We start from the raw sequence: 22,477 nt of genomic DNA, 5'->3' as shown, positions 1-22,477 counted from the left end.
TTTATGTAATTCAAAACTTTTGTGTCTTTGAGTCTTCGTGGCAAAATCAAACTACACAGCAAAATTGCATTTAAATAAAAATTGCCTGAAATATCTAATTAGATTATCTTTGCACTTCAAATAAAGAAAATAATATGTTTGATAATTTAAGTGATAAGTTAGATAAAGCGTTCCATATATTAAAAGGACACGGTAAAATTACAGAAGTAAACGTTGCCGATACCTTAAAAGAAGTTCGTCGTGCCTTACTTGATGCCGACGTTAACTTTAAAATTGCTAAAGATTTTACAGCAAAAGTAAAAGAAAAAGCAATTGGTCAGGACGTTTTAACCACGCTTCAGCCAGGACAATTGTTGGTAAAGCTGGTAAAAGATGAGTTGACAGAATTAATGGGTGGAGATGTTGCTGGTATTAACTTGTCAGGAAATCCAACTGTTATTTTAATGTCGGGACTTCAAGGTTCTGGTAAAACTACTTTCTCTGGAAAATTAGCTAATTTTTTAAAGACTAAGAAAAACAAAAAACCACTTCTTGTAGCGTGTGATATCTACCGTCCGGCGGCGATCAACCAGCTACATATTGTAGGAGATCAAATAGGTGTTGAGGTTTACTCAGAGCCAGAAAATAAAAATCCTGTTGAAATTGCTCAAAACGCAATCAAACATGCAAAAGCAAACGGTTTTAATGTTGTAATTGTCGATACAGCAGGTCGTTTGGCAGTCGATCAGGAAATGATGGACGAAATTGCGCGTGTACACAAAGCAATTGAGCCGCAAGAAACATTGTTCGTTGTAGACTCTATGACAGGACAAGACGCTGTAAACACAGCAAAAGCATTCAACGATATCCTGAATTTTGATGGAGTTATTTTAACAAAATTAGATGGAGATACTCGTGGTGGAGCTGCACTTTCGATCAAATCGATTGTAAATAAGCCAATCAAATTTGTTGGTACTGGAGAAAAAATGGAAGCAATTGATGTTTTCTATCCAGAACGTATGGCAGAGCGTATCTTAGGAATGGGAGACGTTGTGTCACTTGTAGAAAGAGCGCAAGAACAATTTGACGAAGAAGAAGCTAGAAAACTTCAAAAGAAAATCGCTAAAAACGAATTTGGTTTTGATGACTTCTTAACGCAGATTCAGCAAGTGAAAAAAATGGGTAACATGAAAGACTTGGTAGGAATGATACCAGGAGCTTCAAAAGCCATGAAAGATGTAGAAATAGAAGATGATGCTTTTAAACATATTGAAGCAATCATTCACTCGATGACACCAATCGAAAGAAGCAAACCGGCCATCATCGACGTAAAAAGAAAAGCCAGAATAGCTAAAGGTTCCGGAACGAAAGTCGAGCAGGTAAATCAGTTAATGAAGCAGTTTGACCAAATGAGCAAGATGATGAAAATGATGCAGGGGCCAGGCGGAAAAAACCTGATGAAAATGATGGGAGGCATGAAAGGAATGCCAGGAGGAATGCCGAAGTAATAAAATTAAAAGTTTCAAGTTTCAGGTCTCAAATTAAGAGTCTGAAATTTGAAACTTTTTTCGATAAAATAAATATGAATTTCGTTTCAACGTGAAACCTGAAACCTGAAACAAAACAACTTTAAACTGAAACAAAAAAAATGCAGCTACTAGACGGTAAAAAAACATCTAACGACATTAAAAATGAAATTGCAGCCGAAGTTCAATCTATAAAGGCAGCTGGAGGAAAAGTGCCTCATTTAGCAGCCGTTTTAGTAGGTAGCAATGGTGCGAGTTTAACTTACGTAGGAAGCAAAGTAAAATCATGTCAGGAAATCGGATTTGATTCAACTTTAGTAAGCCTGCCGGAAACCATTACCGAAGAAGAACTGCTTGCTAAAATTAAAGAGCTAAACGAAGATGATAATCTAGACGGATACATCGTTCAATTGCCTTTGCCAAAACACATCGATGAGCAAAAAATCTTATTAGCAATTGATCCTGATAAAGACGTAGACGGATTCCATCCAACAAACTTTGGAAGAATGGCGCTTGAAATGGAAAGTTTTATTCCAGCAACACCATTCGGAATTATGGAATTATTGGAGCGCTACAAAGTAGAAACTTCAGGAAAACACACCGTTGTAATTGGAAGGAGTCATATCGTAGGACGCCCAATGAGTATCTTAATGAGCCGTAAAGGAAATCCTGGAGACTCAACAGTTACCCTAACACACAGCCGTACTAAAAATTTAGAAGAATATACTAAAAATGCAGATATTATTATTACTGCTTTAGGAGTTCCTGAGTTTTTAAAAGCAGATATGGTAAAAGAAGGAGTAACAATTATAGACGTTGGAATTACTCGCGTAGAAGATGCATCAAACCCAAAAGGATACGTTATTAAAGGAGACGTTGATTTTGACGGAGTAAGCAAAAAAGCATCATTTATTACACCAGTTCCTGGTGGAGTAGGACCAATGACAATTGCAATGCTGCTTAAAAATACACTTTTAGCACGTAAAATGAGAAGCGCAAAAAATCAATAATTTCGTTTCAAAATAGAATACAAAGCCTGTTCAATTGAACAGGCTTTCTTGTATTATGCAGCTAAAAGTTTTCTTTTAAATAATAGTTGACTCCGGCCATGATTGATTTGAATTTTTAAAAGATTCAAAAGATTTAAAAACAAGGCCTTGCATTCTTTTCTGTTAAAATGGAATTTGGAATTTTTAAATTTGGAATTTAAGAAAATTCTATGTGTTTAAAAAATAGTCCCAAAAAGCATTTTAATATATAATTAATAGTTTAAACTTTTGGTTCTAAAAAATAAAGGATACTTTTGCACCACTTAAAAAACACTTCTCCAAATGGACGATTATTATTATTCGTTAGTATTAAATTAAGCAGCTTTAGAAATTTCAAAATGCTGCGATAAAATCCTGTATTTTGAAATGAAAGCCTTTTACACAAACAACAACGGATTGATCGAAATCCAAAAATGGACTTCTAATTGCTGGATTCACATCGAATCACCAACAGAAACAGACAAAGATTATTTATTAAACGAGCTTCAAATTCCCGAAGCATTTTACAACGACATTGAAGATATCGACGAAAGACCGCGTATCGAAATAGAAGACGGATGGACGTTGATAATTATGCGAATTCCCATAAAAAGCGGCGATATCAAAATTCCTTTTCATACCGTTCCGCTGGGCGTAATTTTCAAAGAAGATATCTGTGTTACAATTAGTTTTTATAAAACAGAAATAATAAAAGATTTCGTTGCCTATTCGCAGCGCAAAAACATCGAAATCGAAGATAATTTCAATTTGGTTTTAAGATTGCTCTTGTCATCAAGCGTTTGGTACTTAAAATATCTGAAACAAATCAATCAAAAAATAAAACTAGCAGAAGATAATTTAGAGAAATCGATAAAAAATGAAGAACTGCAAGCGCTGCTTCAAATCGAAAAATGTTTTGTATTCTTTATAACCTCTTTAAAAGCAAATGACGTTTTGTTTCAAAGAATCAAAAATCTAAAAGCCCACAAAGCCAATTACGATCCAGAATTACTTGAAGATGTCGAAATCGAATTAAATCAGGCGCAGGATACCGCGAATATTTACAACAACATCTTGACCGGAATGATGGATGCGTATGCATCTGTGATTTCAAACAACATGAATAACATCATGAAGCAGATGACTTCAATTTCGATTATCCTGATGATTCCAACCCTGATCGCCAGTTTATACGGAATGAACGTCCCAAACGGATTAGAAGAAAGTAAATACGGAATCTGGATTCTGCTTTTAGTTTCCATTATCCTGTCAACTTTTGGAGTCTTTTTATTCAAAAGAAGAAGATGGTTTTAATTAAAACTTCACAATAGTAAAAGCCTGTTCATTAAGAATAGGCTTTTTCGTTTTATAGTTTGGGCGTGACCTTTTTTGCAAAAAGGCGCACCAATCTTTGTGCGTATGTGCGCCTTTTCGCAAAAAAGGTCGGGCTATCCGCGCTACTTCGGTAGCCAGCTTCTATCCCTCACGCGGTCGTACAAAGAGACTTAGCAGGTTTTTAAAACCTGTTAAGTCTTTATAAAAAAAACAACCTTTTTTATTTGCCAATCCAAAAATAATAATAACTTTGTACTGCAAAGTACTTTAATTATGAATCAACAGCACCAAGAAGATTTAGCACATATTCGTTCCATGATGGAGCGTTCTTCCAGATTTATATCTTTAAGCGGACTATCAGGCGTTTTTGCAGGCTTATCTGCGTTGATTGGTGGTATGTACGTTTATCAGTTATTTAAAGCAAACGGACTAGATTATTTTACGGACGAGCACAGAATGTATTCAGCCAATTTAGTTTCAGAATTATTTTGGATCGGAGTTCTAATTTTAGCTTGCGCATTTGTTTTTGGAATCTTTTTCACCATCAGAAAAAGCCGAAAGTACAATTTACCAATATGGACTTCGGCAACAAAAAAAATGTTATTCAATTTAGCAGTTCCGCTTTTTGTTGGAGGTGTATTTTGTTTAGCATTAATATACCACGGATACTTTGGTTTAGTTGCACCGTCTACTTTACTATTTTACGGTTTGGCGCTTATTAATGCAGAAAAATATACTTTTTCAGACGTGAAATATTTAGGTTTCTGCGAACTTTGTTTAGGCTTAATTTCTTTGTTTTTTATTGGATATGGATTATTGTTTTGGATTTTAGGTTTTGGAATTTTACATATTTTGTACGGATTAATCATGTTCAAAAAATACAAATAAACCAGCCAGATGGGAATCATTGATAAACTAAATAAAGATTTTGAAAGTCGTGTCAGATTAGGTATTATGTCTATTCTGCTGGTCAATGATTGGGTAGATTTTACCGAAATGAAAACACTTTTAAATATCACCGATGGTAATTTAGCAAGTCACTCATCTGCACTTGAAAAAGCGGGTTATATCGAAGTAAAGAAAGAATTTGTGGGTAAAAAACCTAGAACATCATATCAGGTTACCGATTTAGGGCGTGCTGCTTTTAAAGAACACTTATCCTATTTGGAAAAATTAATGAAATCCTAACTAACTCTATTTTTTTATCCGAAAACTTTGAATTACAAAGTACTTTTAAAAATAAATTAACTAAAATTAAAATCTATTAAAATGAAAAAACATCAAATTATCGTAGCCTGTACAGCGGTTTTTATACTGCTTTTTTACAACGAATCTGTTGGTATTAATCTTTCTATTTTTGGAGTAGTACTCACTCTATTAATTAGTTACTTCTTTCAGGAGAAGCTTGTAGACAGATCTCATTTGGTTTTAGTAATGACTTCTATTCTGTCTTGTTTGGCATTTGCTTGGTACGGAGATGCGGCATCATTTTTTGCTTTAGCGCTTTCAATTTTGTTTTTACAATTTAAAACCCAAGACGAAGAACTCAAGACAATACAGATTTTTCCACTGATATTCTTAAACGGAATCACCTCTTTAGGACGTATATTTATTTTTCATCAATGGCTTCCAGAACGAAAAATTCATAATGATTTTGCAAAGAAGCTTGTTGCTTTTGTCATCATACCAGTTATCTTTCTAGGATTGTTCTTTATCGTTTATTCTTTCGGAAGCGATCATTTTTCTTCATTGTTTACAGATTATACTTTAGATCTTAATCTGCCACAATTAATATTGGTTTGTGTTTTGGGATTTTATATTTCCTTTAGTTTCTGGAATTATTGGGTTCCAGACGTTTGTTACCAATACAATTCAAAACTTAATAATGATTTTGTGAATGTTTCTGAAGTAAAAAACCAAAATACATTTTCATTTTTAGATCTTGATTTCGAAAGAAAAAGTGGCGAAATCACATTGGTTTTATTAAATATTATGCTTTTGGTTTTTATAGGAACTTATAATTACGAGCAGTTTTTTGAAGTAGTAGAGAAAACAAATTTAAGCGCAGATACACACGAACGAGTAAACTCTGTAATTTTTTCGATCCTGATGGCAGTAGGATTAATCATGTTCTATTTTAAAGGCGGATTTAATTTTGATGAAAAAGCAGCCTCCCTAAAAAAACTTGCTAAAATTTGGATTGTTTTAAATGGCTTTTTGATTTTAAGTACTATAATTAAAAACTCAGAATACATTTCGGTTTTTGGTTTAACGTATAAAAGATTGGGTGTTTATGCCTTTTTGATTTTGTCTATTATAGGTTTAGTCTATGTTTTTTTAAAAATTAAAAAGCAAAAAACAAATGCTTACTTGGTAAACAATATGATTTGGTATTTTTATGGAACATTATTATTATGCAGTTTTGTAAACTGGGGAAATCTGATTACAAACTACAATATTGCTGTAAACAAATGTACCGAACCAAAATTTTTAAGCGGACTGAACTTTAATGATGATGTCCGACGCGAATACTTTTTAAAAAATAATTTAAATGGAGGCCATGATGAAAGCAGTAGAGAAGAAATGATTTTGAATTATCAGAAAGAAGGATTTTTATCGAAAGCTTTGTATTATGAATTTTTGAATGAAAAGAATAAATAATAAAAAACCATCAGTGAGAGCTGATGGTTTTGCTATTTAATTATCTCCTCTTTTTTTAAATCGGGGATCGTGTTTAGAAATAAATGTTGTTCTTCTATTCGAACTTTGGCCGGAGCTTTGATTCGAGCTTCGATTAGAACTTTGGCTCGAGCTTTGGTTTGAACTTTGATTACGATTTTCAACTTTAGGAAAACTTGCTTCTTCCGTTTTACTCGAAGGCTCAATTAACAGATTTAATTCTGTAATTTCCTCATCAGTCAAATCGCGAAAACGTCCGACAGGAACATCAAGCGAAATATTGATAATTCGGATACGTTTAAGCGCCGTAACTTCATAACCTAAATATTCGGTCATTCTTCTAATTTGGCGGTTTAATCCCTGCGTTAAAATGATTTTAAAAGTATACTTGCTAATTTGTTCTACTTTACATTTTTTGGTAACAGTGTCCAAAATCGGAACCCCATTTCCCATACGCTCAATAAAACGATCTGTAATTGGTCTGTCAACTGTAACGGTATATTCTTTTTCGTGATTGTTTCTGGCGCGAAGAATCTTGTTTACAATATCGCCGTCATTAGTCATGAAAATTAATCCTTCACTGGCTTTGTCTAATCTCCCGATTGGGAAAATACGTTTCGGATAATTAATATAGTCTACAATATTGTTTTTAACGTCAAGATTGGTTGTACATTCAATTCCGACAGGTTTGTTAAACGCCAAGTAAACCAGCTTTTCATGTTTTTCGACAATTAGTTTTCCGTCAATTCGTACTTCGTCATTTGGAGAAACTTTCGTTCCCATTTCTGGCACAGCACCATTTATTGTTACGCGTCCTTCTTCGATTAATTTATCGGCTTCACGACGAGAACAGTAACCTGTTTCACCAATAAATTTATTCAGACGTTTTAAATTCTCTTCCATACTGCAAAAGTAGGCAAAAGTTTAGACTTCTTAGAATTTTAGATTTTAGACTTCTTGGAATTTTTAGATTTTAGATTTTAAATTAGATTTTAGATTTTAGATTTTTCTGCAATCTTGTCATTCCTCCGAATTGACAAAAAATTGTAAAATAACCTCAAAATAAAACCTTTGTCACTTTGATCCTCTGCACCTTTGAACCTTTCAAGAATGAAAACTAGAGCTGTCAGAAGGAGTTTCTTTTCTTTCAAACATTCCGTAATCACGAACTACTGTTGCAATTCTCAAATGATAATCTTTAAAAATTCCATTTCTTCCTTTTGATTGCGCATGACGATGCATTTCAAGATTTCTCCATTGTTGAATGCTTTCTTCATCTTTCCAAAATGATAAAGACAAAACTTTTTCAGGATCATTCAGACTTTGAAAACGTTCTATAGAAATAAATCCTTCAATATGATCTAATTCAGGACGAAGACTAGCGGCAATATCCAGATATTCTTCTTTTTTTCCTTCGTTTGGAATAACTTCAAAAATTACAGCAACCATTTTAATTTTAGATTTTAGAATTCAGATTTTAGATTTATGGAAAACCTTTGTTCTTTTGAGTCTTTGTTATTTTGTATCTCCGGAAAAAAGAAACTCAATCACTTTTTGATACAATTCATCATCATGCATTCCGTGGCCTAAACCGCTGGTTTCGATAAATTGGCTGTTTTTCCAACCGCTTGCAATTTTTTTTCCTTCTTCAAAAGCAACAATTTTATCCGTAGTATCATGTGCAATAAAACCTGGAATATTGAATTGAGTTGCAAATTTTTGTCCCGAAAAATCTTCCAGCTTAAAGTTGAAACGATTTATGAATTTGCTTTCTAAAAGGCTTAACATTTTAGTATTCAAACTCAGCATCGAAATATAATTGTCAATTAAAGTTTTTAAATCAGATGGTGCACCAAGAATTACCATTTTTTTGATACTCGTATTAGGGAATAAATACTGATGATAAACACAGGCTGCGCCTCCAATAGAATGTCCGATAATAATAGTAGGCTGATATTTTTCTACAGCTTTATTAATGAATTCGGCATAAAGCGGTACATTAAATTCTTTACCACTGCTTTGGCCGTGAGCGGGCGCATCAATAGCAATAATTGTACTTCCTGACTTTTGCAGATGAGGTAACGTTTTTTTCCAGCGCGAAGCATTACTTTCCCAACCGTGAACTAATAAAATTTTAGTTTCGTTTCCTTTCCAGATATAAGTTTGAAAATGATGTTCGTTGTGATGAAAAATCTCTGTTTCTGTATTTTGGAGTACTTTTGGAAGAGTTTCTTTTTTGAACCTGCCAATTCGCGGCTGGCTAAAAAGAGCATAAGAAAGTTCAGTAGCTCTTTGCGGACGAACATAACTCAAAAAGTTAATATAAGATCCAACCGATTTTAACGTAATAAAACGAATTCCTCTTTTAATTTTCAAAACTTAAATTTTATTTTATTGGTAAAAGAATATTCGCGAGGTGCTCTAAAAAGTTTTGCCACGAATTACACAAATTTACCACGAATTTTTATTCCATTTAGAAACAAATTAAAAATTAGTGAGAATTTGTATAATTCGCGGCAAAATAATTACAAAAAAAAAGTCCCGATTAAATCGGGACCGTTTATTTAGAATTTTGAGAACAATTGTTCCATCTTTTCTTTTTCTTCTTCAGCCAAAGCGCTGTCAACTAAAATTCTTCCAGAGTGCTCATCTGTGATGATTTTCTTTCTTGAAGCAATCTCTACCTGAGTTTGTGGTGGAATTGTAAAGAAAGATCCAGCAGAAGCTCCTCTTTCGATAGAAACTACAGCCAAACCATTACGAACACTGCTTCTGATTCTATTGTAAGCAGCTAATAATCTGTCTTCGATTTGTCCAGAAAACTCAGCAGATTTCTCAGTCAAGAAAATTTCTTCTTTCTGAGTTTCAGACATAATTGCATCCAATTCAGATTTTTTATGCTTTAAGTGAGAACTTTTAGCATCAAGTTTTTCTTTTAAATTAGAAATAACTTCTTTTTTGTGCTCAATAGAAGCTTTCATTTCTTTAATTTGCTTTTCAGCCAATTGAATTTCTAATTCTTGAAATTCAACCTCTTTTGTCAAAGAATTAAATTCTCTGTTATTACGTACAGATTCCTGTTGTTTTGTGTATTTTTTGATAACCTCTTTATGCTCATCAATAGCGTTTTTCTTCGCTTTGATTTGCTCCTCAATCACTTCAAGTTCACTTTTCAGTTTCTCTGAACGAGTGCTCAAACCTGCAACTTCATCTTCTAAATCTTCAACTTCTAAAGGAAGCTCACCTCTAACGTTTCTGATTTCGTCAATTCTAGAGTCAATAAGCTGTAAATCATATATTGCTCTTAACTTGTCCTCAACACTTAATTCTTTCGTATTCGTCATATTCTATAAGTACTTAACTGGATTTGTATTTTCTTCCGATAAAATGATCGCAAAATTAAGAATTTTTTTTCGAAGATAATCAACAATATAGTTTTTTGTATAGCGTTCGCTCTCAAAATGACCAATATCGGCCAAAAGTAACTTGTTTTCAGCCTCATAAAACTGATGATACTTCAAATCTGCGGTCAAAAAAGCATCGGCTCCAGCCTGAATTGCATTTTTTATTGCAAAACTTCCAGAACCTCCAAGTACTGCAACTTTTTTAATTTCTTTTCCTAAAAATGCAGAATGACGAATTCCGTCGGCAATCATTTTTTCTTTAACCAAATGAAGAAAACTCTTTTCATCCATTTCGGTTTCAAATTCACCAATCATTCCCAGACCAATATTTTGATGAGAATTTTGCAGATCATAAATTTCATAAGCCACTTCTTCATAAATATGATTGGTAAAAAGCGCTTTTAAAATTCGTGATTGGAGATGTTTTTCAAAAACGACTTCAATTTTAATTTCTTCTCCAGTATGCAGTTTTCCTTTTTCGCCAATTACAGGATTGCTGTCTTCATTTCCTTCGAAAGTAAAAAAGCCCTGTGAATTAAAACTGCAGTTGTCATAATTGCCAATTTTGCCCGCACCGGCTTCAAATAAAGCATTCCGGACTTTATCAGCATTATCTAGAACGGTATAAGTAATTAATTTTTGTATGAAATTATTTTTAGGAATTAATATTTTAGTATTCGTTAATCCTATTGCATCGCAGAAAATTTTATTTACACCTTGTGAATGATTATCAAGCGCGGTATGAACGGCATAAATACCAATATCATTTTTTATTGCTTTTAGAATGGCGCGCTCAACATAATTTTTACCAGTAATTTTTTTAATTCCAGAAAATAATATCGGGTGAAAACAAACTACCAGATTACAATTTTTGGTAATAGCTTCTTCAATAACATTTTCTAGAGCATCATGACAGACTAAAACTCCGGTGCAGTCAGTTTCAGAATCTCCGACTAAAAGTCCAACATTGTCAAAATCTTCTGCATAGGCAAGAGGCGACATTTCTTCTAGAACTTTAAGTATGTTTGATATTTTCATTTGTGTTTAAGTTTCAGGTTTCAAGTTTCAGGTTGTTGAACTTGAAACTTAAGACAAATTAACAAAAAATATTATACTTTCGTAAAATGAACTTACTTTGAAAAATACTTTTTCCTTTCACTATTTTATTTAGAGCTACTGTTTATTTTTGTGTTTTTTCTTACGTGTATTAAAAAGAGATTAGTTTAAATTAATAAAATGGCGAAAAATAGAAGAATAAATGTTCAAGGAATAGATATAGTTGTATTTGAAGACGATAAAGATGATTTTATGTCTCTAACGGATATCGCTAGACATCGCGATAGCGAACGTAGTGATTATATATTGCAAAACTGGATGAGGAATCGTAGTACAATTGAATTTATTGGATTGTGGGAAAAATTTAATAACCCAGATTTTAATTCCATCGAATTCGAAGGAATTAAAAGTATGGCAGGTTCTAATAGTTTTTCATTAACGCCTAAAAGATGGATTGAAACAACAAATGCAATAGGAATAACTTCGAAAACTGGAAGATATGGCGGTACATTTGCACATAAAGACATTGCTTTTGAATTTGCCACTTGGTTAAGTGCAGAGTTTAAATTTTATCTTATAAAGGAATTTCAGCGCTTAAAAGAAGAGGAAAGTAAAACAAAAAAGTTAGAATGGAACTTGCAGAGGACCATTTCAAAAATTAATTATACTATACATACAGATGCAATTAAGGAAAAACTAATTCCATTGATGATAAATATAAAACAGAAGAATTTTATTTATGCTGACGAAGCAGATTTGTTGAATGTTGCTTTATTTGGTAAAACTGCCAAGGAATGGCGTGATGAAAATCCAGATGACAAAGGTAATATTAGAGATTCGGCATCGATTGAACAATTAGTTGTATTGTCAAATCTTGAAAGTATAAATGCAATGTTAATACAACAAGGAATTATACAGGCTGAAAGGGTATTAAAATTAAACGAAATTGCTATTAGCCAAATGAAATCGCTAATTAATTCTACTGTTTTGAATAAATTGAAATAATGAACATACTTCGAAAAATACTTTTCCCATTCGCCATTTTATATGGACTCATTACAAGCATTCGTAATTTTCTTTTTGATAAAGGAATTCTTAAATCAACTTCTTTTAATCTTCCTGTTATTGCCGTTGGTAATTTAAGCGTTGGCGGAACTGGGAAGACACCTCAAATAGAGTATTTGATACGATTGTTATCAGATAAATATAAAGCAGCGACATTAAGCCGTGGTTATAAAAGGAAATCGGAAGGTTTTGTTTTGGCAGATAATAATTCGAATGCCGAAATCCTTGGCGATGAACCTTTTCAGTTTTATCAAAAATTTCCAAATGTACAGGTTGCGGTCGATGCAAATCGTACAAATGGAATTCAGCAATTACTTTCCCAGCCTAGTAAACCAGAAATTATTTTGCTTGATGATGCTTTTCAGCACCGAAAAGTAAAAGCAGGTTTTTATATTCTGCTGACTTCATACGATGATTTGTATGCAGATGATTTTATGCTGCCAACAGGAAATTTAAGAGAAAGCAGGAGCGGAGCCAAAAGAGCTAATATTGTTGTGGTTACAAAATGCCCTAAAGTTTTGTCTGATGAAAAACAGGCTGAGATTAGATTAAAATTAAAACTAACGTGTTCGCAGCAGGTGTTTTTTACTTTTATAGATTATGATACAGTAATTTATGGGAAAGAAGAAAATATTGATGTAGCTGAAATCAAATCTGAGCCTAAGTTGCTTTTGGCTGGAATTGCAAAACCAAAACCATTTTTTGACTATTTGAAAAATGAAAATGATGAATGCCTTACTTTTCCAGACCATCATCATTTTTCTGATTCCGATTTAGATTCTATTACAACTAAAGCTAACGGAAGAAAAATAATTACAACGGAAAAAGATTATGTGCGTTTAAAAGACTCAATATTAGTTTCTCAATTGTATTATCTGCCAATAAAAAGCTCTTTTATAAACCATCAGCAAAATTTTGATGCGACAATTTTGGAGTATGTCAAATTAAATTTATAATCTTAATTAATCAAAAAACTTGGCAATAGTAGTGTAAAATTCGTCTGGAACGAAAGGTTTAGTAATAACATCATCCATTCCGAAAGAAAGAAGCATATCACGGTTTTCGTCAAGCGAAATGGCAGTTAATGCAATAATCGGAGTTGTTTTGTCAAATTCTCGAATCAATTTGGTAGCCGTTGTACCGTTAATTCCAGGAAGATGGACATCCATTAAAACCATATCAAAACGTTTAATCTTTAAAAGCTCGACAGCATCTTCTCCATTATCTATGATTTCGCAAGTAATGTGTTTGTTTTCAAGCATTTTTCGGGTAATCATTTGATTGATTTTGTTATCCTCGATCAATAAAATAGATTTGTTTTTCAATTGTTTGTCGTTATAAGGTTTTACTTCTTCAATTACTTCCAATGTTTCGTTATTAATTTTGAAATTTAATTTGAAGGTAAAAGTAGATCCTTTACCAACTTCACTTTTTAATTTTATTTCGCCTCCTAAAAGTTCTATTAGTTTTTTTACAATTGTAAGTCCAAGACCGGTTCCGCCGTATTTTCTGTTTACCTCGATAGATCCTTGCGAGAAACTTTCGAAAACACTTTGAAGCTTATCTTCAGGAATACCAATTCCTGTGTCAACAATTTCGAAATAAACTATAGCATTTTCATCTTCTTGCGAATACAATTTTGCAATAACATTTACATGTCCGTTTTGAGTAAACTTTAAAGCATTATTGATTAAGTTAAGTATGATTTGGGATAATTTGGTCGGATCTCCTATTAGATTGTCTGGAATAGATTGATCTATTTCTAAATTGAAATAATTTTTATTGGCTGTAGCTAACTCTTTTAAGGAGCTTTGAATGTTAAAAAGAAGTTCTTTCAGGTTGAAGCTGATATTTTCTACATCAACTTTAGTGGATTCAATTTTATTGATTTCTAAAATTTCATTAATAAAAGTAGTCAAATAATTACCAGAAAATTTTAGAGATTCTAAATATTTTAACTGCCTTTTTTTGGGGTTATCTTCAAGTAAGATATGCGTAATTCCGTTAATTGCATTCAGAGGTGTCCGCAGTTCGTGACTTACGGTTGATAAAAATTCAGATCTTGCTTTGGATGCTTTTTCTGCTTTATTTTTAGCTAAAATTAGTTCTTTGTTTTTTTCGCGAAGCAGTAAATTATTCTGATTTCTAATGATATTATTTTTGTACAAAGCGAGACTTAAAAGAGATAAAATCGAAATCAATGCAATTGCTAAAATGCTGACGAGCTTAGAATATCGATAGGTTTTAAGCTGAATTTTTTCTTCGCTTTCTCTTTTTATAGTATTATTTAAAGATTGATTTTTTTTGAATTTTTCAAATTCATTTAAATCTACTTTGGCATTTTTCAATTTCAGCAGATAATTTTCTAGCTGATAATGTTCGTTTAAATACGAATAGGCCAAGTCATAATTTTTATTCTGCTTGTAATATTGGCTTATTGCCAAAACAATTTTAGATTTTTTTTGAAAATCATTGATTTTATCATTGTACTCTATTGCTTTGTCGAAATAGATTATGGCCGAATCATTTCTTCTAAGCAGTGTTTCAATTAAACCAAGCTGGTAGTAGGAATCAACTTTAGTTTTTATAATAGAAGAATTATCGGGATGTTTGGTGATTTTTCTAAAAGTTTTGGCGGCTAAAACTAAATCATTATTTGTTTTCAGCGCTAACGCTTTTTGATATTCTAAAGCTTCACTGTGGTCTGCAATGTTAAGCTGTTTTAGTAAATCATTTGCTTTCGCATAATAAATAGCTGCAGTTTTATAATCGCCTTTTGCAGTATTCGTTACGCCAATGTAGTGCAATGCTAGAACTTTGATACAGCTTGGTTTAATTGTATCGTATAAGGAAACTGTTTTGTGGAAATTTTTTAAAGCAGCGTCAAATTTTCCCTGATTGTAATAGATTTTGCCAAGCTTTAAAGTCTGATTGGCAAGGTTTTCTGTTTTTCCGTGTACTTCGCAAAAATTGATAGATTTTTGGGTGTAAAGAACTGCCTGATTAAACTTTTTATTGTCAAGATTATTGTTGGCCAGTTTGTTATAATAGGTAACGCTATCTGTATTCTTTTTGGTTTGAGAATACAAAAACGGGGTAAGAAAACAAACAACAATAAAAAGACAGTATTTCATGTATGGCAATGCTTTTACAATGAACCTTATTTTTTACTTATTCTTAAAATTAAATCTATTAATCTTGATGAATAGCCAATCTCGTTATCATACCAGCCTACTACTTTTACCATTTTATCGATAACTGAAGTTAACTGTGCATCAAACAAACAAGAATGTGTATTGCCAATTACATCGACCGAGACAATAGGATCTTCGGTGTAATCTAATATTCCTTTTAAATTTGTTTTTGAGGCTTCTTTAAATGCTTTATTTATTTCTTCAATGGTTACAGCGCGTTTTACATTGAAGGTTATGTCTGTTAATGAACCGTCGGGAACTGGAACTCGAATGCCGCATCCTCCCATTTTATTGTGCAATTTAGGAAAAATTTTTGTTAATGCCTTAGCTGCGCCTGTAGTTGTTGGAACAATTGACTGGGTGGCACCTCTTGCACGGCGTAAATCCTTATGGGGCTGGTCATGAAGACTTTGATCTGTTGTGTAAGAATGTATAGTGGTAATATAAGCTTGTTCAATACCGCACAATTCTTCAATGATTTTGATCATTGGCGCAGCATTGTTTGTGGTACAGCTTGCATTTGAAACTATATTTTCAGTACCATCAAGAATACTTTCATTTACCCCAAGAACTACTGTTTTTATAGTATCAACTTCAGAAGGAGCAGAAAGAATTACTTTTTTTGCACCAGCTTCTAAGTGCGCATTTAGTTCTTCATGCGTTTTATATTTACCAGTCGATTCGATAACAATATCAATCGAATGCGATTTCCAGTCTATATTTGAGATTTTTTTTTCATGAAAAAAGAAAAAATGCCTGCCGTCTACAATAATGCTGTTTTCGTCGTGGCTTACTGCAAAAGGTAAAACACCATGAATACTGTCATATTTAATTAAATGTGACATGGTTTTGTTGTCTGCGATGTCATTTATAGCAACGACTTCGATTTCAGGATGATTTAAAAGGAGACGAAATAAATTTCTGCCGATTCTCCCAAATCCATTAATGGCAATTCTTGTTTTCAATTATTTGGTTTATTCGTTTAATTAGGTTAATCGTTTAATCGTTGAAATCGTTTAATTGCTTAAACGGTTAAACGTACCTGCGATTAACCAATTAAAACGATTAAACTTTTTTTATAAAATATGTTTTTGTGCTTTATAAGAAGAACGAACAAGAGGTCCGCTTTCTACATGTCTGAAACCTAAATCAAGACCGAATTGTTCGTATCTCGCAAATTGTTCAGGAGTTATAAATTCTTTTACAGGAAGATGTTTTTTACTTGGCTGTAAATATTGTCCAATCGTTACCACATCAACATTTGCATTTCGTAAATCGGTCATAGTCTGAAAAACTTCTTCTTCAGTTTCTCCAAGACCCAGCATAATTCCAGATTTAGTTCTGTTAATGCCTTTTTCTTTTAAATAACGAAGCACCTCTAAACTTCTGTCATACTTAGCCTGGATACGAACTTCACGTGTCAAACGTCTCACAGTTTCCATGTTGTGAGATACCACTTCTGGATTTGCTTCAACAATACGATCTATATTTCTTTCAATTCCTTGAAAATCCGGAATTAAAGTTTCAAGCGTGGTGTTAGGGTTCATTCTGCGAATTGCTCTAACAGTTTCCATCCAAATAATAGAACCTCCGTCTTTTAAATCATCTCTATCAACACTTGTAATTACCGCGTGTTTGATGTTCATGATTTTTATAGAGCGGGCTACTTTTTCAGGTTCGTCCCAATCTACCGTTTCAGGTCTTCCGGTTTTTACGCCGCAAAAGCCGCAAGAACGAGTACAGACATTTCCTAAAATCATAAAAGTTGCTGTTCCTTCGCCCCAGCATTCTCCCATATTAGGGCAGCTTCCTGAAGTACAAATGGTATTTAAACTATATTTATCAACTAAACCTCTAAGTTCAGTATATTTTTGTCCAATTGGTAATTTTACTTTCAACCACTTAGGTTTTGTGGCAGGTATATTTGCAGAGACTGTTTCCATATATCAATATTCAAAGTGCAAAGATACGGAATGTAGTTTATTTGGAGATTTGTTTAGGATTTAATTTAGTAATTTGAAAGCGAATAGATACGAAGTTTATTTTTTAGAATCTTTAATGATGAAGTTAAATCAATATCCTTTGTGTTATCTTTTGCAATAACAATTAGTTTTAATTATGATTATTTTTAAATCGAATGTGATTTTGGCATTCATTTGATTTTTAAACGTTTAAATTTTATACCTTTATTTGTTAAAAAACTAAATTTCGAAATTGGAATCAACCATATTTTTGTAATACATTTGTTATTAAAATTAATAAGAGTAAAAATGAGAAAGAAATTTATTGTATTAGGGGCTTTATTAGCAGCTTTTAGTTTAACTAAACTGAATGCACAGATTAATTTTGGAGATAAAGCAATAGGGGCAGTTCAAAAAGGAGTTACTGGTTTTACTTTTAGTAACGCAGACGCGGCTAAATTATCTAAAGAAGCAGTTGATAAATTGGATTCTGAGCATGAAATTGCTGGAGCTGCAGATGGTTACGCTTTACGATTGAACAGAGTTTTTGGAAAACATGTATCTGGAGAGGGATTTACTTTAAATTATAAAGTTTATAAATTAAAAGAAGTAAATGCATTTGCAACAGCAGACGGCAGCGTTCGCGTGTATTCGGGATTAATGGATATTATGGATGATAATGAATTAATTGCGGTAATTGGCCATGAAATTGGTCACGTTGCGAACAATGACTCAAGAGATGCTATTAGAGCAGCTTATCAAAAAGAAGCACTAATGGATGGTGTTTCTTCGCAATCAGCTACAGTTGCGACGGTTACAGACAGTCAGCTTGGTAAAATTGGAAGTGCTATCGTTGATAGTAAATTCAGCCGTAAACAAGAAGCAGAAGCAGATTTGTTTGCGTACAATTTCATGAAGAAAAATGGTTACAATGTAAATGCTGAGGAATCTGCGTTTAGAATTTTAGCAAAAATGAGTGAAGGAGCTCAGGCTTCATTTATTGACCAGATGATGAGTTCGCATCCAGACTCGCAGAAAAGAGCAGAAGATGCTAAGAAAAGAGCAGAGAAGGATGGTCTGTATAAACCGTATGTGCAGCAAAAGATTGTGAATACTGTTCCGCCTGCGACAACTACTAAAAAAGCTGCAACAACTACTAAAAAAGCAGCAACAACGAAGAAGACTACAACAAAAAAGAAATAAAGTCAGTTTCTTAAATAATAAAACCCGGCAAATTTTGAGTTTGCCGGGTTTGCTTTTTTATCCTAATACGTGAAAAGCAAGGATCTTTTGTACTTCGTAAACATTAACCGATTTGTTAAATTGTTTTACGATACTTGGATTTAATTCGCTGGAAACCCAAATTTTTAATTCGGCATCCAGATCAAAAGTTCCGGCAGTTTCCACGCTAAAACGTGTAATGCTTTTGTAAGCAATTGATTTGTATTCTGTTTTACTTCCGGTAATTCCTTGCACATCAACTAAAATTAATCTTTTGTTGGTGAAGATAAAAGTATCTCGAATAAGTTTAAAACCCATTTCGATTTCTTCGTTTGTAGTTAAAAGCTGTCCGTATTTTTTAACTAAATCTTCTTGGCTTACAGCGCCTGCATTGCCCATAAGAGCTGAAAATATTCCCATTTTTTTATTTTTTATTTAGTTACATGAATTGACTTTACATATAGTAAAAGTAATTGATTTTGCTAATTTTTTGTGCTTGATTTAAGTTTAATTAACAGCGGAATTAAACTTATTGCAATTAAAAATGAAGCAATAATAGATACGATCATATTTCCAATATTTAACGCTTTTGGATTTATTATAAATCTAATGAAGAATATAGAAATGCTAAATAAAATTATTGAAATCCAATATAATCTTCGGATGGAGTTTGGAGAATTTACATTTTGTGGAAGTTTGAAAAAAGTAACTATGATAATTAAACCCCCAATAATTGAGCTTCCATGCTGTGCTATTTTCCAAAATGGAATTTCTTTTCCCAAAAAGGATAAAGAATTTCTAAGAAAATCAATTTGATTTACGAAGTAGCCATGGTTATGAGTAAAGCCATCCCAAAAGACATGAGAAATTATACCTATTAGTGCAGAAAGTGAAACAATAAACCAATTTCTTTTAAAGTAAATATTCCAATTAAATTCTGTAAAAACGAATACTCTATTTTTAATAATTGATGGAAGGTTTTGAAATAATAAATTTCTAGCGAGGTTATGAAAAATAAAAGCCAGTATAATAGTCAAAGGTAAATCAAACCAAAAAATGCCCGAAAGAGTATGGCTGTAATTACTTTTGACTTTCATCCGCAGGAAATATTCAAAATCAGGTGTGAGACTGCCAATTATTAAAGATGTGAAAGAAAACCACGATTTTGGTAAACATCTTAAAGGAAGAATAATTGCTGGATGAGAAAAAGTAAAAGGCATTACAATCAAATTTTAAGAATGAATTGTAAATGTAATAAACTTTCATTCTTTTGGTTTTTTTTAAAATAAAACCCAATAAAAAAGCAGAACCTAAGTTCTGCTTTTTTATTTATTATTCTACATCCGTCTTAATCGTAATTGGAAGGTTGTACATAGTTCGTACCGCCTTTCCGTCCAGAATTCCCGGATTCCATTTTGTTTTTAAAGATTTTAAAACTCTAACAGCTTCTTTCCCCATTCCGTAGCCAGGATCATTTTTTACCATAATATCAGTAAGTGATCCGTCTTTTTCAACTACAAAAGAAACATAAACTCTTAATGTTTTTTCCATTTCCAATTCTGGTCTGCGGAAATTGTTTCCTACATACTTGTAGAATTGGTTAATTCCCCCTGGAAATTCAGGTTGTTTGTCCAGAATTGCAGATGAAACAGGTTCACTAGTAGTTGGAGCTGCCGAAGCAACATCACCATTTCCTCCGCCTCCTGTTGTTGGCATTGTGTTAGCAGAAGTTCCTGTTCCGTTAAGATTTTCTATAACTGGAGCATTGTCTTTATTAGTGGCAATTTCCTTTACAGCTTCTTCAGTTTTTGCTACTACAGGATTAATCAACTGCGTTGCGTCTGTTGTACTCGTCGCTGCGGTTTGCTCTACTACTGGTGCAGGTGGAGCGGGTGGCGGCGGTGCAACAGTAGGATCGATATTTACCAAAACTAGAGGATCTTCGTAAAGAGGAGTTGTTTCAGTTGAGGGATCGCTCACTTGTGGCTTAAATTTGCTAATAAGTACAGATGCACTTCCTAAAGCCGTTAATAACAGTAAACCCATAAATAGAGCTGTAACAGAATTTTTAGAATTCTCTTGGCGTAATTGATACGCACCGTACTCTTTGTTTTTGTTTTCGAAAACAAGGTCAATCCACTTGTTTTCATAAATACTTAATTTAGACATAATTTTTGGGTTTTAAGGTTAAGTAACTTTAAATCATACGCATAAAAAGGTTTAGGGTTGGAGCTAACAACGCAATAGTTGTAGTTTTAGTGTGGTAATACTTGTTTTTTAAGAATAAAAATACGAATAGTATATTATTCTTTGATTAAAGATAATAAATTATCTATTACGTTCGATAATTTCTGCCAATAATTTTTTTGCGCGCAGAAGTTTAACTTTTACACTGCTCAGAGGTTCATCTATCTTAACCGCAATTTCCTGATAAGACATTTCTTGAAAATAACGAAGCTGAATTACTTCTTGGTAGTGAGGTTTGAGTTCTTTAATGCACAAAAGCAGACGGGAAAGATTCTGTTCTTTAATTAAAGCATCTTCTGCAGATGGAGTTGGGTCGGCTATATTGTATGCCTGCTGGTCTTCGTTATCTGTGATTTCTATAAAAAGATTGGTTTTCTTTTTTCGTAATAAATCAATGTAAACATTTTTTGCAATAGCAATCAGCCAGGTGTTGAATTGAAATTCAGGATTGTAAGATCCTATTTTGTCAAAAGCTTTAGAGAAAGTTTCAATGGTAATGTCTTCTGCGGTGGTTTCATTTTCGGTGCGTTTGAGCATAAAAGCATACACCTCATTCCAATAATGATCTAATAAAAAAGTAAAGGCGATCTGATCGCCTTTTTTTGCTTTTTCTATTTTAGAATTTATTTCCAATATACCGGTTTTGAAAAGATATTAGTTATAAAGATATTAATTTGCGTTAATATAAGTGCTACTTCAACCACTGGAAACCAAATTTTAAGGTCATTTTCTTTCAGTTTTCCAGCTGAACATCCAACTACTGTCCAAACAACGGTGTAACGTGTGGCTAAAATTGCTAATACGGCAATCCATTGAAATTGAAAAGCCAGCAGAATTATAACTAATAAAAAGAAGAATAATTGTGAGATAAAGAATAATCCCAGTTGCATCTTGTCAAAAAACTTATAATGTTCTGCAGTAGAGATATGTCTTCTTTTTTGGGTAAACCATTCTTTGTACGTTCTTTTTGGTTTTGAATAGGTAAAACTTTCCGGGGTATAAGAAATAGTAGTATTTTCTTTATTTGCCGCTTGATTAATAAATAAATCGTCATCACCAGAACGAACCTGTATATGATCGATAAAGCCATTTACATTAAAAAACTCTTCTTTTTTATAGGCTAAATTTCTTCCGACACCCATGTACGGAAGTCCCAATTTTGCCCATGAAAAATATTGAATTGCAGTTAAAACAGTTTCAAAGCGAATAATCTTATTTAAAAACGAATTTTCTACTTTTTCATAACCTCCGTAACCTAAGACAATTGTTTTGTTCATAGTAAACTTCGAAGTCATGGCAGTAATCCAATCTTTAGACGTTGGGTAACAGTCTGCATCTGTAAACAATAAATAATCTTTTTTGGCAGCTTTAATTCCGAGTGTCAGGGCGTATTTTTTATTTCCCCAAAAAGCCTCATTATTTTCAACTTTTACCAAACGGATATTTGGGAACTCTTTTTCAAATTCTTCAAATACTTCCAAAGTTTCATCGCTTGATGCGTCGTCAATTAAGACAATTTCAAAATCGGGATAATCCTGCTGTGCTAAAATCGGAATGTATTTTTTCACATTCTCTTCTTCATTTTTAGCGCAGACAACTACAGAAACAGGAAGTTTTTTTTGCGTAATTTCTTGAGGCTTACCAAAAGCAAATTTTCCAAAAATTCCTAAATAATAGAAAAGTTGAATAAAAACAATAGCAATAAAAAAGTAAAATAAAGTTATAAGCATATAGTTTTAATGTCTGTTAATATCTGAAATTTGCGAGAACAAATGTAGTTAT

Annotated in this window: 22 protein-coding genes; 9 read left to right on the top strand and 13 right to left on the bottom strand. The window is 32.8% G+C overall.

Translation table 11 applies throughout. The annotated features are described in order from the left end of the window. Positions 1-134: 134 nt before the first annotated feature. From ffh to BSF42_RS06250, 6 genes are all read left to right on the top strand, one after another. Positions 135-1,487 (top strand): signal recognition particle protein, encoded by a 1,353-nt coding sequence (gene ffh / locus BSF42_RS06275; protein WP_095952252.1) that lies wholly within the window; start codon positions 135-137, stop codon positions 1,485-1,487. Positions 1,488-1,627: 140 nt separating this feature from the next. Then, entirely contained in the window at positions 1,628-2,515 is an 888-nt protein-coding gene (locus tag BSF42_RS06270) for a bifunctional 5,10-methylenetetrahydrofolate dehydrogenase/5,10-methenyltetrahydrofolate cyclohydrolase (protein WP_095952251.1), read from the top strand. A gap of 405 nt (positions 2,516-2,920) precedes the next feature. Beyond that, entirely contained in the window at positions 2,921-3,847 is a 927-nt protein-coding gene (locus BSF42_RS06265; RefSeq protein ID WP_095952250.1) for a magnesium transporter CorA family protein, read from the top strand. A gap of 294 nt (positions 3,848-4,141) precedes the next feature. Further along, the gene (locus BSF42_RS06260; protein WP_095952249.1) at positions 4,142-4,756 is read left to right on the top strand and encodes a hypothetical protein; all 615 of its coding nucleotides are present in this window, start codon (positions 4,142-4,144) and stop codon (positions 4,754-4,756) included. 9 nt (positions 4,757-4,765) lie between these two features. Then, positions 4,766-5,056, top strand: a complete 291-nt coding sequence (locus BSF42_RS06255; protein ID WP_095952248.1) for a transcriptional regulator — start codon at positions 4,766-4,768, stop codon at positions 5,054-5,056. Between the two features lie 81 nt (positions 5,057-5,137). Further along, positions 5,138-6,529, top strand: coding sequence for a DUF4173 domain-containing protein (locus BSF42_RS06250; protein ID WP_095952247.1), 1,392 nt, complete (start codon positions 5,138-5,140; stop codon positions 6,527-6,529). Positions 6,530-6,565: 36 nt separating this feature from the next. Here BSF42_RS06250 and rluF read toward each other — a convergent pair whose 3' ends face one another. The 5 genes from rluF to BSF42_RS06225 form a co-directional block, all read right to left on the bottom strand. Next, the gene (rluF, locus tag BSF42_RS06245; protein ID WP_095952246.1) at positions 6,566-7,450 is read right to left on the bottom strand and encodes a 23S rRNA pseudouridine(2604) synthase RluF; all 885 of its coding nucleotides are present in this window, start codon (positions 7,448-7,450) and stop codon (positions 6,566-6,568) included. A 201-nt stretch (positions 7,451-7,651) separates the two neighbouring features. Then, positions 7,652-7,996: an antibiotic biosynthesis monooxygenase gene (locus tag BSF42_RS06240; RefSeq protein WP_095952245.1), complete on the bottom strand. Its 345-nt coding sequence runs from the start codon at positions 7,994-7,996 to the stop codon at positions 7,652-7,654. Positions 7,997-8,062: 66 nt separating this feature from the next. Further along, a complete protein-coding gene (locus tag BSF42_RS06235; RefSeq protein ID WP_095952244.1) occupies positions 8,063-8,923 on the bottom strand; it encodes an alpha/beta fold hydrolase in 861 nt (286 codons plus the stop codon). A 188-nt stretch (positions 8,924-9,111) separates the two neighbouring features. After that, on the bottom strand, positions 9,112-9,891 hold the full coding sequence (locus BSF42_RS06230) for a zinc ribbon domain-containing protein (RefSeq protein ID WP_095952243.1): 780 nt from the start codon (positions 9,889-9,891) through the stop codon (positions 9,112-9,114). Between the two features lie 3 nt (positions 9,892-9,894). Then, a complete protein-coding gene (locus BSF42_RS06225; RefSeq protein ID WP_095952242.1) occupies positions 9,895-10,989 on the bottom strand; it encodes a Nif3-like dinuclear metal center hexameric protein in 1,095 nt (364 codons plus the stop codon). A 198-nt stretch (positions 10,990-11,187) separates the two neighbouring features. On the opposite strand from BSF42_RS06225, the gene BSF42_RS06220 reads away from it, so the two are divergent. Both BSF42_RS06220 and lpxK read left to right on the top strand, forming a co-directional pair. Next, positions 11,188-12,012 (top strand): KilA-N domain-containing protein, encoded by an 825-nt coding sequence (locus tag BSF42_RS06220; RefSeq protein ID WP_095952241.1) that lies wholly within the window; start codon positions 11,188-11,190, stop codon positions 12,010-12,012. After that, a complete protein-coding gene (gene lpxK, locus BSF42_RS06215; RefSeq protein ID WP_095952240.1) occupies positions 12,012-13,028 on the top strand; it encodes a tetraacyldisaccharide 4'-kinase in 1,017 nt (338 codons plus the stop codon). The genes BSF42_RS06220 and lpxK overlap by 1 nt, the downstream gene beginning before the upstream one ends. A gap of 6 nt (positions 13,029-13,034) precedes the next feature. Here lpxK and BSF42_RS06210 read toward each other — a convergent pair whose 3' ends face one another. The 3 genes from BSF42_RS06210 to lipA form a co-directional block, all read right to left on the bottom strand. Next, positions 13,035-15,206, bottom strand: coding sequence for an ATP-binding protein (locus BSF42_RS06210; protein ID WP_095952239.1), 2,172 nt, complete (start codon positions 15,204-15,206; stop codon positions 13,035-13,037). 26 nt (positions 15,207-15,232) lie between these two features. Further along, positions 15,233-16,231, bottom strand: a complete 999-nt coding sequence (gap, locus tag BSF42_RS06205; RefSeq protein WP_095952238.1) for a type I glyceraldehyde-3-phosphate dehydrogenase — start codon at positions 16,229-16,231, stop codon at positions 15,233-15,235. A gap of 111 nt (positions 16,232-16,342) precedes the next feature. Further along, positions 16,343-17,209: a lipoyl synthase gene (gene lipA / locus BSF42_RS06200; protein WP_095952237.1), complete on the bottom strand. Its 867-nt coding sequence runs from the start codon at positions 17,207-17,209 to the stop codon at positions 16,343-16,345. 327 nt (positions 17,210-17,536) lie between these two features. Here lipA and BSF42_RS06195 point away from each other — a divergent pair, with 327 nt between their 5' ends. Beyond that, complete coding sequence (locus tag BSF42_RS06195; RefSeq protein ID WP_095952437.1) at positions 17,537-18,430, top strand: M48 family metalloprotease; 894 nt, start codon at positions 17,537-17,539, stop codon at positions 18,428-18,430. A gap of 57 nt (positions 18,431-18,487) precedes the next feature. Here the strand turns inward: BSF42_RS06195 and BSF42_RS06190 are convergent, their stop codons facing one another. From BSF42_RS06190 to BSF42_RS06170, 5 genes are all read right to left on the bottom strand, one after another. Continuing rightward, positions 18,488-18,868 carry a PH domain-containing protein gene (locus BSF42_RS06190; RefSeq protein ID WP_095952236.1) on the bottom strand — a complete coding sequence of 127 codons (381 nt, stop codon included), beginning with the start codon at positions 18,866-18,868 and terminating at the stop codon, positions 18,488-18,490. Positions 18,869-18,930: 62 nt separating this feature from the next. Then, positions 18,931-19,668 carry a DUF4184 family protein gene (locus BSF42_RS06185; protein WP_095952235.1) on the bottom strand — a complete coding sequence of 246 codons (738 nt, stop codon included), beginning with the start codon at positions 19,666-19,668 and terminating at the stop codon, positions 18,931-18,933. Positions 19,669-19,780: 112 nt separating this feature from the next. Further along, positions 19,781-20,617, bottom strand: a complete 837-nt coding sequence (locus tag BSF42_RS06180) for an energy transducer TonB (RefSeq protein ID WP_095952234.1) — start codon at positions 20,615-20,617, stop codon at positions 19,781-19,783. Positions 20,618-20,776: 159 nt separating this feature from the next. Then, positions 20,777-21,328: an RNA polymerase sigma factor gene (locus BSF42_RS06175; RefSeq protein ID WP_095952233.1), complete on the bottom strand. Its 552-nt coding sequence runs from the start codon at positions 21,326-21,328 to the stop codon at positions 20,777-20,779. Further along, positions 21,319-22,425, bottom strand: coding sequence for a glycosyltransferase (locus BSF42_RS06170; protein ID WP_095952232.1), 1,107 nt, complete (start codon positions 22,423-22,425; stop codon positions 21,319-21,321). The genes BSF42_RS06175 and BSF42_RS06170 overlap by 10 nt, the downstream gene beginning before the upstream one ends. Between the last annotated feature and the right edge of the window lie 52 nt (positions 22,426-22,477).

The organism is Flavobacterium sp. ACN6 (assembly GCF_002304005.1).
Taxonomy (GTDB): domain Bacteria; phylum Bacteroidota; class Bacteroidia; order Flavobacteriales; family Flavobacteriaceae; genus Flavobacterium.
The sequence above is the reverse complement of the archived record's forward strand: the minus strand, read 5'-3'. Positions and strand labels throughout refer to the sequence as shown.

Coding starts and splice junctions, on each gene's coding strand:
- ffh (WP_095952252.1), top strand. CDS start 135: ATGTTTGATAATTTAAGTGATAAGTTAGATAAAGCGTTCCATATATTA.
- BSF42_RS06270 (WP_095952251.1), top strand. CDS start 1,628: ATGCAGCTACTAGACGGTAAAAAAACATCTAACGACATTAAAAATGAA.
- BSF42_RS06265 (WP_095952250.1), top strand. CDS start 2,921: ATGAAAGCCTTTTACACAAACAACAACGGATTGATCGAAATCCAAAAA.
- BSF42_RS06260 (WP_095952249.1), top strand. CDS start 4,142: ATGAATCAACAGCACCAAGAAGATTTAGCACATATTCGTTCCATGATG.
- BSF42_RS06255 (WP_095952248.1), top strand. CDS start 4,766: ATGGGAATCATTGATAAACTAAATAAAGATTTTGAAAGTCGTGTCAGA.
- BSF42_RS06250 (WP_095952247.1), top strand. CDS start 5,138: ATGAAAAAACATCAAATTATCGTAGCCTGTACAGCGGTTTTTATACTG.
- rluF (WP_095952246.1), bottom strand. CDS start 7,450: ATGGAAGAGAATTTAAAACGTCTGAATAAATTTATTGGTGAAACAGGT.
- BSF42_RS06240 (WP_095952245.1), bottom strand. CDS start 7,996: ATGGTTGCTGTAATTTTTGAAGTTATTCCAAACGAAGGAAAAAAAGAA.
- BSF42_RS06230 (WP_095952243.1), bottom strand. CDS start 9,891: ATGACGAATACGAAAGAATTAAGTGTTGAGGACAAGTTAAGAGCAATA.
- BSF42_RS06225 (WP_095952242.1), bottom strand. CDS start 10,989: ATGAAAATATCAAACATACTTAAAGTTCTAGAAGAAATGTCGCCTCTT.
- BSF42_RS06220 (WP_095952241.1), top strand. CDS start 11,188: ATGGCGAAAAATAGAAGAATAAATGTTCAAGGAATAGATATAGTTGTA.
- lpxK (WP_095952240.1), top strand. CDS start 12,012: ATGAACATACTTCGAAAAATACTTTTCCCATTCGCCATTTTATATGGA.
- BSF42_RS06210 (WP_095952239.1), bottom strand. CDS start 15,206: ATGAAATACTGTCTTTTTATTGTTGTTTGTTTTCTTACCCCGTTTTTG.
- lipA (WP_095952237.1), bottom strand. CDS start 17,209: ATGGAAACAGTCTCTGCAAATATACCTGCCACAAAACCTAAGTGGTTG.
- BSF42_RS06195 (WP_095952437.1), top strand. CDS start 17,537: ATGAGAAAGAAATTTATTGTATTAGGGGCTTTATTAGCAGCTTTTAGT.
- BSF42_RS06190 (WP_095952236.1), bottom strand. CDS start 18,868: ATGGGAATATTTTCAGCTCTTATGGGCAATGCAGGCGCTGTAAGCCAA.
- BSF42_RS06185 (WP_095952235.1), bottom strand. CDS start 19,668: ATGCCTTTTACTTTTTCTCATCCAGCAATTATTCTTCCTTTAAGATGT.
- BSF42_RS06180 (WP_095952234.1), bottom strand. CDS start 20,617: ATGTCTAAATTAAGTATTTATGAAAACAAGTGGATTGACCTTGTTTTC.
- BSF42_RS06170 (WP_095952232.1), bottom strand. CDS start 22,425: ATGCTTATAACTTTATTTTACTTTTTTATTGCTATTGTTTTTATTCAA.